This is a genomic window from Rhodococcus rhodochrous, assembly GCF_014854695.1.
In the GTDB taxonomy this organism is placed as follows: Bacteria; Actinomycetota; Actinomycetes; order Mycobacteriales; family Mycobacteriaceae; genus Rhodococcus.
In genome coordinates, this window is sequence record NZ_CP027557.1 from 4,610,843 (window position 1) to 4,625,466 (window position 14,624).

Sequence of the window (14,624 nt, forward strand, 5' to 3'; positions counted from 1 at the left end):
CCCTTTGTTCCCCTGTGCGGATCAGTTCTCTGTGCGGATCAGGCAGTATCGATGCGCCGCTCGGCGATGCGGTTGGCGGCGGCGCCCGGCGTGACGCCGAGAGTGCCGGAGACGTCGAAGATCTCGGCGGTGCGGTCGAAGATCGACTCCACCCGCTCGCGGACGACCTCGGCGGCGGATCCGTCGACCTCACCGGCGACCTGGATCAGTCCGCCCGCGTTCGCGACATAGTCGGGCACCCAGACGATTCCGCGCTTACCCAGCAGTCCCTCCACCTCGGGCTGCGCGAGCTGGTTGTTGGCCGCACCGCACACGAGACGTGCGTCGAGGTGGGCAGCGGTGGTCGAGGTCAGCGTGCCACCGAGCGCGCACGGGGCGTAGACGTCGGCGGACGAGGCAACGACGTTGTCGGTGACCTGCGCCGGGAACTCGTCGACCACGCGGGCGATCGCAGCGGGGTTCACGTCGGAGACGATCACCTCGGCACCGTCTGCGACGAGCAACTTCACGAGTTCGTATCCGACCTTGCCGAGCCCCTCGACGCCGACCGTACGACCCGCGAGAGTCGTTTGGCCCCAGACCGTCTGCGCTCCGGCGCGCATGGCCTGGAAGACACCGAGTGCGGTCAGCGGTGAGCTGTCGCCGGATCCGCCGGCAGCGACGGTGCGTCCCACGGCATGGGCGGTGTGCCGGCCCACCACGTCGAGGTCCTCCGCGCGGGTTCCCACGTCGGCGGCGGTGATGTAGCGACCACCGAGCGACTCGACGAATCGTCCGTAGGCGGCGAGCAGTTCGTCGGTCTTGTCCGTCTTCGGATCCCCGATGATGACGGCCTTGCCGCCCCCGAGGTCCACGCCCGACACCGCGGCCTTGTAGGTCATACCCCACGACAGTCGCAGCACGTCCTCGAGCGCCGACATCTCGTCCGCATAGGGATAGAAGCGGGTGCCGCCCAGGGCAGGACCGAGTGCGGTGGAGTGGATCGCGACGATCGCGCGCAGCCCGGTGGCCGCGTCGTGGTGGAAGACGACCTGCTCGTGGGGACGGTCGGTCAGGCGGGCGGAGCGGCCGAACACGCCGTCGGACGTGGTGAACTCGGGGAGGTCGAGGGCAGAAGTGGTCATCGGTGGGTTCCTTTGCAGCAGACGATGTTCGTGCGTCAGAAGTCGGTGTCGACGCCGAGCTCGGCGAGGCGGGCCCGGTACTGCTCCACGGAGCGGAGCTTGACGTCCTCGTAGCCGCGCACCATGTCGGGCAGAGCCGCGATCTCGACGGCGCGGTCGTAGGAGTCGACGTGCAGGTCGGCGGCGAGCCGCTGGATCGTTGCGGTGTAGTGGGCGAGCAGAGCACGCTCGACGCGGCGGACGTGGGCGTAGCCGAAGGGATCGAGCTTCGTGCCGCGCAGACGCTTCGCCTTGGCCAGAGCCTTCAGCGCGACATGCGATTTCGGTCCGAAGCCGACCTTCTTCTCGCGGCCGAGTGCACGCAGCGCCGGCGGGTGCAGGCGGTAGGTGAGCTTGCGCCCACCGGGGACCTGGCCCTGCACCTCGTCGAGGAAGGCCGGGTCGACGAGCATGCGGGCGACCTCGTACTCGTCCTTGTAGGCGGTGAACTTGAACAGCCCACGGGCGACGGCCTCGCTGAAGTCCGTGCGGTTCGTGACGCGACGCTCGGCTTCCCAGGCTGCCTGCACCTGCCCGATGTAGCGGGCGGCGAGCGCTTCGCTCTGGAAGTCGATCAGCGACGCGGCGCGGATGCGCACGAGTCGCTCGACCTCACCGGTGAAGGTGGTGCCGGCGAACAGACGCTCCGGCGCGACGGTGGCGGCACGCTCCGGGCGGGCCGGTTCGGTCGCGGCGGCGAAGGCCGCGGGATCCGCGACGGCCACCCGGCCCCACCGGAAGGCGGCGATGTTGGTCGCGACGGCCACACCGTTGATCTCGATGGCCTCCTCGATGGCCTCGGCGGGGATCTCGAGTCCACCGAGTTGATGGGCGGCGCCCACGACGAGGAAGTTCGCGGCCGAGGTCTCACCGAACAGCGCCTGGGCTGCGGCGAGGGCGTCGAAGGAGACGGTCGTGCGGGTCGCGGTGTCGAGGCGGGCGAGCAGGTCCTGCTCGTCGGGGTGCCGGACCGAGCGGTCGTAGACCATGTCGCCGGTGGGGACGCGGCTCGTCGACGCGACCGCCACGGTCTCCTCACGGTTCGCGTAGGCGAGGTTCTTCGGCTCGGTCGCGGTGAGCAGGTCGAGCGCGAGCAGAGCGGTGGCACCGCCCGGGCCGACGCGGTTGCCGGGCTCGAGTCCGTCGGCGGCGAAGCGCAGGTGGGAGACCACCGGACCGGCCTTCTGGCTCATGCCGATCTGGTCGAGCGACTCGACCTCGAATCCGGCGCGCAGGGCTGCGGTGGCGAGCACCTGGTTGACGGTGACGATGCCGGTGCCGCCGATGCCCGCGAGGAAGATGTTGCGGGTTCCCTTGGGGGTGTCGATGGCGGCGTCCGGGATGCGGGGCGGGGTCGGAGCCTTGCGCCGCTTCGGCTTCTCGGGCGACGTCTCGACGGTCACGAAGGACGGGCAGTCGCCGTCGAGGCACGAGTAGTCGGTGTTGCAGGAGGTCTGGTCGATGCGGGTCTTCGAACCGAACTCGGTCTCGACCGGCTGCACCGACAGGCAATTGCTCTTGACGCCGCAGTCGCCGCAGCCCTCGCACACCGCTTCGTTGATGACGACGCGGGTGGTGCGGGCGGGCAGGGTGCCGCGCTTGCGCTGACGGCGTGCATCGGCGGCGCAGTGCTGGTCGTAGATGAGCACGGTGACGCCCTCGATCTCGCGCAGCAGCTTCTGTGCCTCGTCGAGCCGGTCGCGGTGCCAGACCTCGGTGCCGCGCGCGAGGGTGCGCTTGCGCAGACGCTTCGGCTCGTCGGAGCAGATGATGATCTTGCGGACGCCCTCGGTGGTGAGCTTGTGGGTCAGCGCCGGGATCTTCAGGGCGCCTTCGGCGTCCTGCGCGCCGGTCATCGCGACGACGTCGTTGTAGAGCAGCTTGAAGGTGATGTTCACACCGGCGGCGACGCACGCCTGCACGGCGAGCTGGCCGGAGTGGAAATAGGTTCCGTCGCCGAGGTTCTGGAACATGTGGCCGATGTCGGTGAACGGCGCCTGGCCGATCCACTGCGCACCTTCGCCGCCCATCTGGGTCAGGCCGGTGACGGCGCTGTCCTTGCGGCCCGAGAGGGTGACGAGGGTGTGGCAGCCGATACCGCCGCCGCCGATCGACCCCTCCGGCAGAGCGGTGGAGCGGTTGTGCGGGCAGCCGCTGCAGAAGTAGGGGGTGCGCTGGGTCGACAGCACCTCGAGCGACAACTGCGGCAGGGGTGCGGGGCCGAGTTCGACGTGGCCGCGCAGCACGCGACGCAGCGGGCCGCGCAGGCGACCGGCGGTGAGCTCACCGTCGACGGGCACGAGCGGGCGGCCGTCGGCGTCCTTCTTGCCGACGATCTGCGGGGCGTTCGCGGTGCCGTAGAGGATCTCGCGGATCTGGGTCTCGACGAAGGCGGTCTTGTCCTCGACCACGATCAGTTCGTCGAGGCCGCGGGCGAATTCGCGGACGATCTCGGGGCCGATGGGGTACGGCATGCCGATGCGGAGCAGGCGGATGCCGGCGCGGTGCAGCGCGGCGTCGTCGACGCCGAGGTCGAGCAACGCCTGGCGCAGGGCGTCGAAGGTGGTGCCGGTGGCGGCGAGGCCGACACGGGCCTGCGGCGGGTCGACCTCGATCACGTCGAGGCCGTTGAGGCGGCCGTATTCCTGGACGATCTTCCAGCGCGGCCCGTAGAGGTCGGCCTCGGCGATGACGCTGTCGCCGGGCGCGGCCATGGGGCGCTGCTTGTAGACGAACGGCCGTCCTTCCCATTCGATCTCGGGGACCGTGATGGGCAGGTCGGAGATGGAGCCGTCGACGGACCAGGCGCCGTCGGCGACGTCCGCGACGATCTTGAGGGCGACGAGGCAGCCCGAGGCGCGCGACAGCGCGACGCCGTGCAGGCCCATCGTGACGATCTCGGCGGCGTTGCGCGGGAACAGGACCGGGATGCCGAGGGCGGCGAGGGACCGCTCGCTGACGGCGGGCACGGTCGAGGATTTCGACGCGGGGTCGTCGCCCACCATGAGCAACACGCCACCGTTCGGGTTCACCCCGTACATGTTGGCGTGACGCAGTGCGTCGGTGGCGCGGTCGAGGCCGGGGCCCTTGCCGTACCAGACGCCGACGACGCCGTCGTGGGTCGGTGTGCCGGCGCCGAGCTGCCCCTGGCTGCCCCACACAGCAGTGGCGGCGAGCTCCTCGTTGAATCCGGGCACGAAGGTGATGTCGTGCTCGGCGAGGACCTTCGGCATGCCGTGGAGCATCTTGTCGAGACCACCGAGGGGGCTGCCCTGGTATCCGGAGACGAAGGTCGCGACTCGGCGACCGTCCCGCATGGCCCGTACCTGCTGTTCGACGAACAGGCGGGCGATGGCCTGGACGCCGGTGAGCAGCACGGTGCCGGAGCCCGAGCGATATCGGTCGTCGAGGTCGTAGGGAAGTCGTTCGCTTTCGCGGATTACGGTCTCGGTCATTGCGTACCACCCGTCCTTCGTCGCGGCGTCCGATTGTGTCTGCGCCGCTTCGATCGCGTCATTTGGTACAGCAATGGTTGATTGAACTAGGCGAACTCGTCAACAAAAGATTTTCGAGCGCATCATTTCGCTCAAATGTGATGCACCGCACACACATGAAGTGTGCACGGTGCTCAGAATCATCGCCCGCGGCGGACGCAGGCGGTTCCACCTCTCCCCCCGGTTCACGAACCCGCTGAGGGGTGGACCGGGTTGCCATCGCCGCCGGGAGGGTAAATCCCTCGGTAGCCGGAAGCGGCGTCCGGACGCCGCACCCGGTGAGGTGCTGCCGGTTCAGACCTGCAGCCGGCAGCACCGTCCGGGCTACGCCGCCGAACCGGTCAGCGCGAACGGTCCATCAGACCGGTTCCCATCGCCGCCGTGGCCACGCCCAGGACGAACACGATCGCACCCACGATGACGTGGGACCAGATCATGGACGTACTGGTGTCGACGCCGCTGACCAGCCACGGCGACACGAACAGCCACAGACCGAGCAACGGCGCGACGAACGCCAGGCCGTGGGTGCGGCCGTAGGCCGAACCGAGTGCCAGGGCGAGCAGTGCGACCGCGAGGCCGCAGATCAGATTGGTGGTGGCGAGTGCCGTCTGATCGGCGAATCCGATGATCCAGGCGGATGCCGCCGCGTACAGACCGGCAACCATCATCAATCCGTCGGTGACCTGAGCTGTGGGCTGTTCACCCATCCGGTCGTAACGTTCGCGCATCTCGACGATGTCGGGATGGGTGTGCATTGCAGAATGAGCCGATGATGTCGACATTGTCCTCATCTCCTCGTGGGTGAGAAGTCCGAGGGGCCCTCCTGGGTCCGACACCATTATCGTCGCCCCGGGCGGGATGTTGCCGTAGGGTAGAAAGTCCCGACTTGGCGATCTCGGGCGGGAAGAACCGTATCGATCCGGCCCCTCAGGGGACGAGGACGGCAGCACCGCGCACGCGGTCGCCGGCAAGATCCGCCAGCGCGCGGTCGGCTTCGTCCAACCCGTAGCGCATCGTCGCGACCCTGATGCGGTGCTGCCCGGCGAATGCGAGAAACTCCCGGGAATCCTTACGGGTATTGGCGGTCACCGACCGGATCTCACGCTCGTGGAACAGGTGCCGCTGATAGTTCAGCTGCGGTACGTCGGTCAGGTGGATGCCCGCGATCGAGAGGACGCCGCCGCGGTCGAGCGCTTCGAGTGCGGGCGGCACGAGGTCGCCGACGGGCGCGAAGAGGATGGCGGCATCGAGGGGCACCGGCGGTGCGTCCGCGGCGCCCTGCACCGACGCGGCCCCGAGTTCGCGGGCGAGATTCCGCGCGTCCTCACTCCTCGTCATGACGTGCACCTCGGCACCTTGCGCCAGGGCGACCTGCGCCGCGATGTGGGCGCTGCCGCCGAAGCCGTAGATGCCGAGCCTGCCGCCGTCGGGGACCGAGGCGCGCTTCAGCGCGCGGTAGCCGATGATGCCGGCGCAGAGAAGCGGAGCGAGTTCGACGTCGTCGTATCCGTCGGGCAGCGGGAGGGCGTATGCCGCCGGTACGGCGACGAACTCGGCGTACCCGCCGTCCTCGTCCCAACCGGTGTATCTCGAATTCGGACAGAGGTTCTCGTCGCCACGGCGACAGTAGCGGCACTGCCCACAAGTCGACTGCAGCCAGGCCACGCCGACGCGGTCGCCGGCGGCGAACCCCTCGACCGCCTCCCCCACCCGATGGACCACACCGACCACCTCGTGCCCCGGGACGACACCCGCCCGGTGGACGGGGAGATCGCCCTCGGCGACATGCAGGTCGGTGCGGCACACACCGCACACCAGCACACGCACCAGCAGATCGTTCGGTCCCGTCTCCGGAAGCGGGACGGATTCGAACCGCAAAGGGTGACCGGCGACGGGGCCGGGCTCCACCACTCGCCATGCTCGCATCGATCGGGGCTCGTCCACGGCGCTCGCCTCCCGCGTATCTGTCGATCTTCCTGTGTTTGCCGATGTCGGCACCGGTGAACTCCTTCATACATGAGCAGCACAGACGGTTCTGCCGATCCGTACGACGCAGCCGAAGATCCTGACGCCGATCCCGACAATCTCCTCTCCAAGGCTCCGCAACAGCCCGACCAAGCGGAGGGCGAGGACGAACCGGACGAGACCGGCGATACCGGACATTCCTGACGATCCGAAGGAGATCCCGATGACCGAAACAGCCTACGAGGGCCCGAATTCCGGCGGCACGGATGTCGTCACCATCCTCACCGAGGACCACCGGGAGATGCTCGAACTTCTGGGCCGAGCGGAGACCACACTCGACGCGGAGGAGCGCCGCGATCTCACCGATGCGGCGATCGCCGAGGTGATGAGGCACTCGGTCGCCGAGGAGATGTTCGTCTATCCGGAGATGGAGAAGCACCTCCCCGGGGGCACGGAAGCCGTCGAACACGACAAGGAGGAGCACGACGAGATCGTGCAGGTGATGAAGCAACTCGAGGACGCGGAAGCATCGAGTGCGGAGTTCACGACGTTGGTGAAGAAGTTGCAGGATCTTCTGCGCCACCACGCGAACGACGAAGAATCCGAACAGTTCCCGGCGTTGAGGACACATCTCGGGCACGACACCCTCGTGGAGGTCGGCACCAAGGTACAGGCCGCCAAGAAACTGGCCCCGACCCGACCGCATCCGTCCGCGCCGCATTCCGAACTGTTCCACAAGACCATCGGACCGGGGGTCGGCATGGTGGACCGACTGCGCGACGCACTGACCGGACGCAATACCTGAGCGTAGGAACAGGACGAGCGCACGGATCACGATTTCCATCAGGGCACCAACCAGGTATCGAAATAGATTGTCACTGACGATTTCTCGTCGTCCATCACCGAGACGAAGCCCGATTCGTCCCATTGCCTCCCGGCACGGATCCGCACGTCGAGCGCGAAGGTGAACTCGTCACCCGGTGGTGGATCGAAGGTCAGTTAGGCCAAACCGTCCCCCGCGGTCTCCGAGGACGCCTGTTCTCCATCTCTCCACGTTGACACAGAACCGGTGACAAACGGTGGATATCCATAGGGCGTTTGAGCTGCAGAAGCACGGGTAGTCGCACGTAGCACCACGGGCCAACCGAGGCGGCGTCGAGACCGGGCGCCACGAGGTGTCTTCACGGGCGCGTCTTCACGCGGGACGCGTCTCCGCACGATAATCGGCATTCGAGGGAGCAACATGTTTCGTCACACAGACCATCTGCAGTTCGACGTCAAGCCGGAGAAGCCCGATCCCGTCTACGCCCGCAAGCTCCAGGAACTGATCGGCGGCGCGTACGGTGAGATGACCGTGACCATGCAGTACCTGTTCCAGGGCTGGAACTGTCGAATGCCCGGGAAGTACAAGGACATGATCATGGACGTCGCCACCGAGGAGATCGGGCACGTCGAAATGATCGCCACTATGGTGGCGCGTCTCCTCGAAGGCGCACCCGCCACGGAGTCGACCAAGAACGCCGCCGCCGACCCCGTGGTCGCAGCCGTACTCGGCGGCATGGATCCGCAGCAGGCCATCATCTCCGGTGGCGGCCCCACTCTTTCCGACAGCAACGGTGTGCCCTGGAACGGGCGCTTCATCGTGGCCAGCGGTAACCTCCTCGCCGACTTCCATGCCAATGTCGCCGCCGAAGCGCAGGGCAGGGTGCAGACCGCGCGTCTGTACAACATGACGGACGATCCGGGTGTCAAGGACATGCTCCGGTTCAACCTCGCCCGCGACACCTACCACCAGAACCTGTGGCTCGCGGCCATCGAGGAACTGAAGGCCGACGGGATCGAGCCCAGCCCGATCGCACCGAACGCATTGTTCGACGAGGAGCATTCCGAGCACGCGTCGAGCCTGTGGCACCTGTCCGACGGTGCGGCCGCCGATCAGGGCCGCTGGGCGCACGGTACCGGCCCCGACGGCACGACACCCATGTCGTTCCTCGCCGACCCGGTCCCGCTGGGCGATGTGGCGAGCGCCCCGCCGCCGGACCCGAAGCTGTACGCGACATACGACGGATCGCAGGGCAAGCCCCGTTCTGCCGCATTGGGAACGGAGAAGGGCCTCATGGGTAAGATGAAGGACGCCCTCGACCCCGACAACCCCTGATCTTTCCTTCCGATGCAACCGCCCCGGCTCCCCGCGAGCCGGGGCGGTTGCGCGTGAAAGCACCTTCCCCGCGGTTTGTTTCGTTATCGGTTTGTTTTGTGACGCAAGGGAGCGGGAAGGCTTCATCCATGAGCACCAACATCTTCGTCCTCGGACTCACCGACATCCAGCGCAAGGAACTGGAGACCGTACGCGGCGCCGACCAGCTGAGCTTCCACGGCCTCCTCGACTACGAAACCCTGGTGGAGCCCGACGAATACGTGTTCGACGATCTTCTCGACGCCTGCCGGCGCGAGCTCGACGACTTCCCCGGCAGCGTGGACGGGATCATCGCTCACTGGGACTTCCCCACCAGCGTGCTCGCCCCGATCCTCGCCGCCGAACGGAACATCCCCTCGCCGTCGCTGCGCAGTATCGTGGCCACCGAACACAAGTACTGGAGCCGTCTTGCGCAGAAGGAATCCGTTCCCGAGTGCGTCCCGCAGTTCAACTCGTTCGACCCCTTCGACGACAACGCCCTCGACAGCATCGAGCTCGACTTCCCGTTCTGGGTCAAACCCGTGAAGTCGCATTCGTCGCAGCTCGGGTTCGAGATCCACAACGAGCAGGAGTTCGCCGACGCTCTCGTCGAGATCCGCGAGAAGATCGGGCTCGTGGGTAACGCCTTCGACGAAGTTCTGCGCCGTGTCGATCTCCCGGACGAGATCGGGAAGAGCTCGGGCACTACCTGTCTCGCCGAGCAGGTCGTCACCGGTACTCAGGCGGCTCCGGAAGGCACGATGTTCCAGGGACAGTTCAACGTCCACGGTGTCTTCGACATGCGCAAGGACACTGCCGGGCACAGCTTCGAACGTCTCGATTACCCGGCGAGCACCGTGCCCGAGGAGGTGCAGGCACGCATGATCGACATCACCGAGCGGTACCTGCGCCACGTCGGCTTCGACAACGGCTGCTTCAACTCCGAGTTCATGTGGGACGAGGAGAACGACAAGCTCTGGCTGATCGAGGTCAACACCCGGATCTCCCAGTCGCACAGCGAATTGTTCGCCAAGGTCGACGGCAGCTCCAACCACGAGGTGGCCATCGACATCGCCCTCGGCCGGCAGCCCCGGATGCCGCACCGGCAGGGTGAATACGCCGTCGCAGCGAAGTGCATCATCCCGCACTACGAGGACGGCATCGTCACCTCGGTGCCCTCGGAAGCCGACATCGCCCGTCTCCGCGAACGGATCCCCGGCGCTCTGGTGTGCATCGACGTCGCTCCCGGTGACCGGCTCGCCGATCTGCCCAACCAGGACGCCTACCGCTACGAACTGGGCACGATGTACATCGGCGCCGACAGTGTCGAACAGCTCGAGCAGCGCTATCACGAGGGACTCGAGGCACTTCCGTTCGCCTTCGATCCGGCGCACAAGGACTAGGAGGAGCACTACATGCGCACGACCACAGACCTCCCCCACGAGGTCCGTGTCATCGAGAACGTCTTCATCCCGATGCGCGACGGTGTACGGCTCGCGGCGCGGATCTGGCTGCCCGTCGACGCCGAAGCGAATCCGGTACCCGCTGTGCTGGAATACATTCCGTACCGCAAGCGGGATTCCACGCGCGGGCGGGACGCGCTGAACCATCCCTACATGGCCGGCCACGGCTACGCCTGCGTGCGAGTGGACATGCGCGGCAGCGGCGACTCCGACGGGGTGTTGCGCGACGAGTACCTCGCCGACGAGCACGACGACGCCTGCGAGGTCATCGAATGGCTGGCCGCCCAGCCGTGGTGTGACGGTTCGGTCGGCATGATGGGCATCTCGTGGGGCGGCTTCAACAGCCTGCAGGTCGCGGCGCGCCGACCACCGGCATTGAAAGCCATCGTCAGTGCCTCGGCCACCGAGGACCTCTACGTCGACAACATGCACTACATGGGTGGTTGCCTGTTGTCCGACAACCTCTCCGAGGCGACGGTGATGTTCGCCTTCAACAGCCTGCCTCCCGATCCCGCCATCGTCGGCGACCGCTGGCGCGAGATGTGGCACGAGCGTCTCGAGGGCAGCGGGCTGTGGATCGAGAAGTGGCTCGAACACCAGCACCGGGACGACTACTGGAAACGCGCCTCCGTCAACGAGGACTATTCCTCCGTGCAGTGCCCGGTCCTCGCCGTGGGTGGCTGGGCCGACGGTTACACCAACGCCATCTTCCGGCTGATGGAACATCTCGACGTCCCCCGCAAGGGACTGATCGGACCGTGGGGCCACAAGTACCCGCATCTCGGGGTCCCCGGCCCGGAGATCGGCTTCCTGCAGGAAGTCGTGCGGTGGTGGGACCACTGGCTCAAGGGCATCGACACCGGGCTGATGGACGAACCGATGGTCCGCGCCTGGATGCAGGACTCCATCGAACCGAACCCGTCCTACACGGAGCGTCCGGGCCGCTGGGTGGCCGAACCGTCGTGGCCGTCGCCGAACATCGAGAACCGCCGCTACACCTTCGACCGGTACGCGCTGCACCCCGACGAGGACGGCACCCTCACCGTCGACGAACGGCCACTGGCCCTCCAGTCCCCGCTGAGTGTCGGCATGTTCGCCGGCAAGTGGGCGTCCTACGCCGCGACTCCCGACCTACCGTCGGACCAGCGCGAGGAGGACGGCGGTGCGCTCGTCTTCGAGACCGAAGCGCTCGACACCACGACGGAGGTTCTCGGCCGTCCCGAGCTGGAGCTCGAGGTCTCGTCCGACAGACCGGTGGCGATGCTCGCCGCCCGGTTGTCCGACGTCGCGCCCAACGGTGAGGCGACACGCGTGACCTATGGGCTGTTGAATCTCACGCACCGCGACAGCAGCGAGAAGCCGGAAGCCCTCGAGCCGGGGCAGCGCTACCGCATCCGGATCGAGCTCAACGGCATGGCCCACGTGTTCCCGGCGGGGCACCGTCTGCGGTTGTCGCTGTCCACCTCCTACTTCCCGCTGGCGTGGCCGTCGCCGACACCCGCCGAGGTGACGGTGTACACCGGTGGCGGTCTGCATCTGCCGGTGCGCCCGCCCCGACCGGAGGACGCGCACCTGCGCGAGTTCGGCGAACCGGAGGCCGCCCCGGAACTCGGCATCACCCGGCTGCAGCCGGGCGAGCACCACTGGCGGACCACCCGCGACCTCGCGACCGGGGTGTCGACCCTCGACATCCTCGACGACCAGGGGTCGTTCCGGATCGACGAGACCGGCACGGTCATCCGGCGTCGCACCCAGGAGTGGTTCAGTTTCGGGGGCAACGATCCCAACTCGGTGCGCGGCGAGACGCAGACCCTGCGCCGCTACGAGCGGGACGACTGGCGCACCGAGGTCCGTACCCGCACGATCCTCACGTCCACCCCGGAGGAGTTCGTGATCAACGCCGAGCTCGACGCCTTCGAACTCGACGACGATCACGGAGATCGACGGGTCCACTCGGAGAGCTGGCAGCGACGGATCCCGCGTGATCTGGTCTGACGACGGCGATCCGGTCTGACGGAATCACAACGGAAGCCCACCCCGCGACGTGGCGGGGTGGGCTTCCTGCGTTCTGCGCGAACGGTGTTCAAGTACTCCTGCGTGAATCGTTGCCGACGTCGAAGTGCTCGTCGTACCACTTCTTCGCCTCGTCGAGCACACCCCTGCTCAGGCGGGCATGAGGCCGGACGTCGACGAGCAGCGGCTCGTGGTCGGGACCGCGCCCGACCATCCTGCCGGTCAGAAGCCACGCGAACCGTCCGTCCTCCTCGGCGAGCTCCGAGTACTTGCAGACGCGACGGGCGACCCAGTCCTTGACGGGCCGTCGCCACCACGGCTCGGGAGAGAGCGTGGTGGCCGAGAGCCCCGGCAGGGTCACGTTCGCCTCGTGGTCGCGGCTCGGTCCGTCCTCGGCGTCCGCCGCCGGCCCCTTCGAGTACCGCAGGTAGAGCAGCGGATCCGTCGCCAGATCGGCGAGCTGGTCGAGTGAGGTGATCAGCGGGATGTCGTCGGGATCAGGATGGAAACTTCGGACGGACGTGCTCACCTTCTCCTCCTCCTGCCGATACTCCAGGACGAATTCGGAGAGTTCCCCGCTCCCCTGCCACGAAACCCCGCACCGCGGTCGGGTCAGCGCGGTCGGCTCGGTAGGCACCGTCGCTGGCGAGCACCGCCCGCACCGTCTTCACGACGATGAGCAGATCCTGCAGGTGCGGACCAATTCGTCGAGTACCTTCTCCGAATCTCCGTCACGCGCGATCCATTCGTGCACCAGGATTCGGGCACAGCCATCCCTCCGAGAACCCGAGTCGATCGGGAGGGTACTTTATGACCCCGCCGGTGCCGAGAGGTAACGGGTCGGCACGATCATTCGATACGAATGCGTCCGAACGGCAAGAAGATTGAAGGTCCGAGATGGGGTAGGGAAATCACCCTCTCTTTCACCCTCGACAGTGGAGGTCACGGAGTGGATGTGCGACACGCGTCGTGGTTCGGCGACCCCGCCTCCCCACGCCTCGGCCACGTCCACCTTCCCGCCGACCGCTCCGCACGCACGGTGGCGACCTGTTTCGAGAGCTTTCCCCTCGACTTCTATTTCTGGTTACTGTTAGGAACTGTCGGATGCGCACTGACGCAACACTGGTCAACTCACCGAAGCTCGCTCACCGCATCGGATTCGGCGCCCTCGCACTCCGCCCGTCCGGCAGCGGAGTCCGGACCTACGTCCGCGAGCTGCTGACCGCGCTCGACCCGCTGCTTCCCGCCGCGGCGCTGCGCGCGACGGTGCAGTGCGACGCCACCGGCGAACTGCCCCCTCGCGTGGCTCCGCAGGTGCGGCCGGTCGCCGACGGGGTGCGGCGGGTCCTGTACGCCAAGGCGCCCGTCCGCGGGGTCGACCTGTTCCACAGCCTCGACGTCGACCTGCCCGTCCTGTGTTCCGGTGTCACTGTCTCGACGTTCCACGATGTCGCCGTCTTCGACACCCCGTGGACGTTCGGCAAGCACTTCGCCGCCGGTAAGCGTGCACTGTTGCGGGATGCCATGCGACGGGCCGACATACTCGTCGCGGTCTCGAACTTCACCGCTGAACGTCTCCACGCGCTGTGCGGCCGCGAGGCCGTGGTCACCCCGCTCGCCCCCGCGGCGTGGGCGAAACCTCCCACTCCCGAGGAGGTGCGCAACATCTGCAGGACCTACCGGCTGCCCGAACGGTTCGTCCTGCAGGTCGGCACCGTCGAACCCCGCAAGGACGTCGCGCTCGTCGCCGACGCGTGCCGCATCCTCGACGTCCCACTGGTGCTGGCCGGAACCGGATCCACCGGCCCCTACGCACCGGCCGGTTCGATCGGTCTCGGTTACGTTCCCACTGCGCACCTCCCCGCGCTGTACGCTGCGGCCATCGCTGTCGCCTACGCCTCGCGCTACGAGGGTTTCGGGTTGCCGCCGCTCGAGGCGATGGCGTGTGGCGGGGCGGTGGTGACAAGCGCCGTCGGTGCGCTGTCCGACGTCGTCGACGACGGAGCCCTGCTCGTCACCGAACACACCGTGACGTCGTGGACCGCGGCCCTGCGCGTCGTCGTCCACGACCGCGACACCTCGGAGGCGCTGCGCACCCGAGGACGCGAGGTCGCCGCGACCTCGACATGGACGCGCACCGCCGAACTCACGCGCGAGGCCTACCGCACCACGGGTCTGAGAATCTGACATGTCTGCGCGTCGGTAGACATTCGCCGACCGACCCCATGGCCGACCGGCGGCCCCGAGCGTCCGAATCGGGGGTCTGTTCCTCTGCGCCCAGACCGTAGCGATCGTGATGCTGGGTGCTGCGGTGGCTGTGTGAATCTCGCTCTTCGCGGAACGCTACGAT

11 protein-coding genes are annotated in these 14,624 nt (G+C 67.4%); 6 read left to right on the plus strand and 5 right to left on the minus strand.

Annotated elements, in window-relative coordinates; genetic code table 11:
* Positions 1-38 precede the first annotated feature (38 nt).
* From C6Y44_RS20985 to C6Y44_RS21000, 4 genes are all read right to left on the minus strand, one after another.
* Positions 39-1,124, minus strand: coding sequence for a Glu/Leu/Phe/Val family dehydrogenase (locus tag C6Y44_RS20985; RefSeq protein WP_192378567.1), 1,086 nt, complete (start codon positions 1,122-1,124; stop codon positions 39-41).
* A gap of 35 nt (positions 1,125-1,159) precedes the next feature.
* On the minus strand, positions 1,160-4,618 hold the full coding sequence (locus C6Y44_RS20990) for an indolepyruvate ferredoxin oxidoreductase family protein (RefSeq protein ID WP_159417542.1): 3,459 nt from the start codon (positions 4,616-4,618) through the stop codon (positions 1,160-1,162).
* Between the two features lie 380 nt (positions 4,619-4,998).
* Positions 4,999-5,412 (minus strand): SPW repeat protein, encoded by a 414-nt coding sequence (locus C6Y44_RS20995; protein WP_060650397.1) that lies wholly within the window; start codon positions 5,410-5,412, stop codon positions 4,999-5,001.
* Between the two features lie 172 nt (positions 5,413-5,584).
* The gene (locus C6Y44_RS21000) at positions 5,585-6,583 is read right to left on the minus strand and encodes a zinc-binding alcohol dehydrogenase family protein (RefSeq protein WP_192378893.1); all 999 of its coding nucleotides are present in this window, start codon (positions 6,581-6,583) and stop codon (positions 5,585-5,587) included.
* A 90-nt stretch (positions 6,584-6,673) separates the two neighbouring features.
* Between C6Y44_RS21000 and C6Y44_RS21005 the strand changes: the two genes are divergently transcribed.
* The 5 genes from C6Y44_RS21005 (at position 6,674) to C6Y44_RS21025 (ending at position 12,256) form a co-directional block, all read left to right on the plus strand.
* Positions 6,674-6,826, plus strand: coding sequence for a hypothetical protein (locus C6Y44_RS21005; RefSeq protein ID WP_174246987.1), 153 nt, complete (start codon positions 6,674-6,676; stop codon positions 6,824-6,826).
* A gap of 19 nt (positions 6,827-6,845) precedes the next feature.
* Complete coding sequence (locus tag C6Y44_RS21010; protein WP_192378568.1) at positions 6,846-7,427, plus strand: hemerythrin domain-containing protein; 582 nt, start codon at positions 6,846-6,848, stop codon at positions 7,425-7,427.
* A gap of 438 nt (positions 7,428-7,865) precedes the next feature.
* Positions 7,866-8,780: a manganese catalase family protein gene (locus C6Y44_RS21015; protein ID WP_192378569.1), complete on the plus strand. Its 915-nt coding sequence runs from the start codon at positions 7,866-7,868 to the stop codon at positions 8,778-8,780.
* Positions 8,781-8,908: 128 nt separating this feature from the next.
* A complete protein-coding gene (locus C6Y44_RS21020) occupies positions 8,909-10,201 on the plus strand; it encodes an ATP-grasp domain-containing protein (protein WP_159417540.1) in 1,293 nt (430 codons plus the stop codon).
* Between the two features lie 12 nt (positions 10,202-10,213).
* Positions 10,214-12,256 carry a CocE/NonD family hydrolase gene (locus C6Y44_RS21025; RefSeq protein WP_192378570.1) on the plus strand — a complete coding sequence of 681 codons (2,043 nt, stop codon included), beginning with the start codon at positions 10,214-10,216 and terminating at the stop codon, positions 12,254-12,256.
* Positions 12,257-12,344: 88 nt separating this feature from the next.
* Here C6Y44_RS21025 and C6Y44_RS21030 read toward each other — a convergent pair whose 3' ends face one another.
* Positions 12,345-12,803 carry a DUF6098 family protein gene (locus C6Y44_RS21030; RefSeq protein WP_192378571.1) on the minus strand — a complete coding sequence of 153 codons (459 nt, stop codon included), beginning with the start codon at positions 12,801-12,803 and terminating at the stop codon, positions 12,345-12,347.
* Positions 12,804-13,378: 575 nt separating this feature from the next.
* Between C6Y44_RS21030 and C6Y44_RS21035 the strand changes: the two genes are divergently transcribed.
* Positions 13,379-14,461 (plus strand): glycosyltransferase family 4 protein, encoded by a 1,083-nt coding sequence (locus C6Y44_RS21035; RefSeq protein ID WP_159417537.1) that lies wholly within the window; start codon positions 13,379-13,381, stop codon positions 14,459-14,461.
* Positions 14,462-14,624: the final 163 nt, after the last annotated feature.